The 2,641-nt window shown below is 64.9% G+C and carries 3 protein-coding genes and 1 pseudogene; 2 read left to right on the forward strand and 2 right to left on the reverse strand.

The features are described 5' to 3' along the window. Positions 1 to 186, forward strand: a pseudogene (locus AC2VON_RS09455) (hypothetical protein); the annotation flags it as partial. A gap of 62 nt (positions 187 to 248) precedes the next feature. After that, on the forward strand, positions 249 to 1,334 hold the full coding sequence (locus AC2VON_RS09460; protein WP_486952713.1) for an IS110 family RNA-guided transposase: 1,086 nt from the start codon (positions 249 to 251) through the stop codon (positions 1,332 to 1,334). Between the two features lie 358 nt (positions 1,335 to 1,692). Here the strand turns inward: AC2VON_RS09460 and AC2VON_RS09465 are convergent, their stop codons facing one another. After that, on the reverse strand, positions 1,693 to 2,118 hold the full coding sequence (locus AC2VON_RS09465) for a type II toxin-antitoxin system VapC family toxin (protein WP_486952714.1): 426 nt from the start codon (positions 2,116 to 2,118) through the stop codon (positions 1,693 to 1,695). A gap of 3 nt (positions 2,119 to 2,121) precedes the next feature. Next, entirely contained in the window at positions 2,122 to 2,385 is a 264-nt protein-coding gene (locus AC2VON_RS09470; protein ID WP_486952715.1) for a type II toxin-antitoxin system Phd/YefM family antitoxin, read from the reverse strand. Between the last annotated feature and the right edge of the window lie 256 nt (positions 2,386 to 2,641).

Consider the following 2,641-nt stretch of genomic DNA (forward strand, 5'->3'; position numbering starts at 1 on the left):
CTGCCCGAGCGGCTCACCCTGGCACGCCAACAACACCTATCCCATGCGGCGTTCCTGGAGCTGGTGCTCGCCGATGAGGCCACCCGCCGCGACAACAGCTCAGCGGCCCGCCGTGCCCGCGAGGCCGGCCTGGATGCCGCCATGCGGCTAGACGGTATGGGGGGCTGGGGCCTCGCTCACATGTGAACGTGGGTTGCGGACAGGAATCAGGTCCTGGCCGGTAGAGCCACAAGATGTGGGAGGCCCCAGTGAAGATTCAGCGTACGAGTGTTGGTTTGGATGTGCACGCACGTTCGGTGGTTGCGTGCGGCCTGGACGGTGAGACCGGTGAGCTGTTCGAGCGACGGTTGACCCCTGATCGCGGTGAGATTCTGGCCTGGCTACAGGCTTTGCCGGGACCGGTGGCGGTGGTCTATGAGGCCGGCCCGACCGGATTCGGGTTGGCCCGGTTTTTGATCGCGGCCGGGATCGCGTGTCTGGTGGCCGCACCGTCGAAGTTGCAGCGTCCATCGGGGGATCGGGTCAAGACCGACACCCGTGACGCTCGACATCTGGCGCGGCTGCTGCACCTGGGTGAGGTTGTCGCCGTGGCGATCCCGAGTGTCGAGCAGGAAGCGGCACGGGATTTGGTCCGGGCACGTGAGGACTGTCGTGGGGATCTGATGGGTGCCCGGCATCGGGTGTCGAAGTTGTTGCTGCGCTACGGGATCATCTATTCCGGCGGTAGCGCCTGGACGGGCAAGCACGAGTTGTGGTTGCGGCGGCAGCGGTTTGACACCCCGGGGTTGCAACTGGCCTATGACGCTGCGTTCGACGCGATGACGGCGTGTGTGGACCGTCGGGATCGCCTGGACCGAGCGATCTCCGAGATGGCCGACGACTCGGCGTTCACCTCCGTGGTGACCCGGCTGGGGTGCTTGCGTGGGGTGTCTACGCTGACCGCGTTCGGGCTGGCCGTCGAGATCGGCGACTGGCACCGTCTGACGGGGCGCTCGATCGGCGCCTACCTGGGGTTGGTGCCGGCCGAGTACTCCTCGGGGGCCACCCGTGCCCAGGGCGGGGTCACCAAGACCGGTAACGGCCATGCCCGCCGGCTGCTGGTCGAGGCGGCCTGGCATCACCGCGCACCCTATCGGCCCGGCCGTGAACTGCGACGCCGCTGGGATGCCGCATCCCCGGCGGCAAGGGCACGTGGTCAAGCGGCAAATCGGCGGCTCAACGCCCGTTGGGCGTGTTTCGACAAGCGCCAGAAACGCCCGGTGGTGGCCAACGCCGCCATCGCCCGCGAACTCGCCGGCTGGTGCTGGTCACTGGCCGTGCTCGACGAGGGCTGAGCGCCCCACAAATGTCCAGATGAGAACTTCGTACGGTCTCGGCAAGCGTCTGGCAGTGACCCGCGTGGAATCTATGAGTAATCATGTTGCACCGCAAGTGATCACGCTCGATCGGTAGACAAGCGGTCCACTGCGATTCGAAAGTCCCGTCCTGCGGTAACCAACCCGCGTATATCAGACTTGACAACGCGTCGATAAGACACGCTCGATACCACCACGAACTCATCTGGTCAACGAAGCGGCGGCCGCGACGACGGTTTCGGCCGCCGCTTCACCCTGCCCTCTTGACAAACTTCCCCCCATATCAGACTCCCGATTTGCGACCAAGGTGACGTTTCTTTGCGTTTGGCCGGGTTGACTATTGACTCGGCGCTAACCTTACGGCGGTTTCTTGCCCCGCGGTGCGGAGCCGTTGGTCCCACACTGCGAACACGGCATCGTTGACCCCGATAGCGAGAACGCTCGCAAGGTGGACTGCGTCGGCGCCGCGCAGCGCATGCGCTGTGGCTAAATGGCCGGCGTGATGGGCAATGTCTTCGGTCAGTTCCACCGGTCGGGTGGCTGCCCAGTACGTTTTCCACATCACCTGGGCCTGGAGTTGCTCGTCGGCATCCAAGCGGTGTGCACGACCAGCAGCCCCCAGTGCCGCAAGCACCTCCGGATACGCCAAACGAGAAGAGACCGCAGCGTCGCAACCATCCCATAACGCCGCAGCGACATCGCTGCCATCCTCCTCAACAAGGAGTTTGACGAACGCGCTGCTGTCGAAATACACGATCGCCACGGGTCAGCGGCGTTGCTCACTCACCAAGTCAGACACCGACCCTCGAGCATGTACGCGCGATGCCCCGGTAGCGCTGGGCCGAGACATCGCGCGCGGTCGACTCAGCACGCCCTGTCGGGTCAACTGCTCCAGCAACGGCGCGGTGTCCACCGACACCAGCCGGACTACCGGCGTTCCCCGATCGGTGACGACGACCTCCTCACCGGCACGGACCCGCCCGATCCAGTCCGCTAGCTCGGCCCGCAACGTACTCACGGTGACATCCATAACGAAATTGTACAACAGAACGGTAATCAATTTGTACGGCGCGGCGTCTCCGATCCAACGCCGCCGAGGTCAACGGGCCACGCGGGGCAGCCCACCGAGGCAACCAAGCATTGGCGCGAAGAAGGGGGTGGATTCCCAACGTCGCAGCCACCTCAGCCGACCGCAGGACGGTGTTTCGGCTGGATCGCATCCGCGGGTCTGGTGTCGAGCGTCGAACCGAGGGTGTCTGCTCATAGTTGGGTCGCGGGTCGATCTA

The organism is Mycobacterium sp. TH-M82, assembly GCF_057473605.1.

What these genes read in the sequence shown, in the direction of transcription:
- AC2VON_RS09470 (WP_486952715.1), bottom strand. Translation starts at nt 2,385, where the DNA reads ATGGATGTCACCGTGAGTACGTTGCGGGCCGAGCTAGCGGACTGGATC.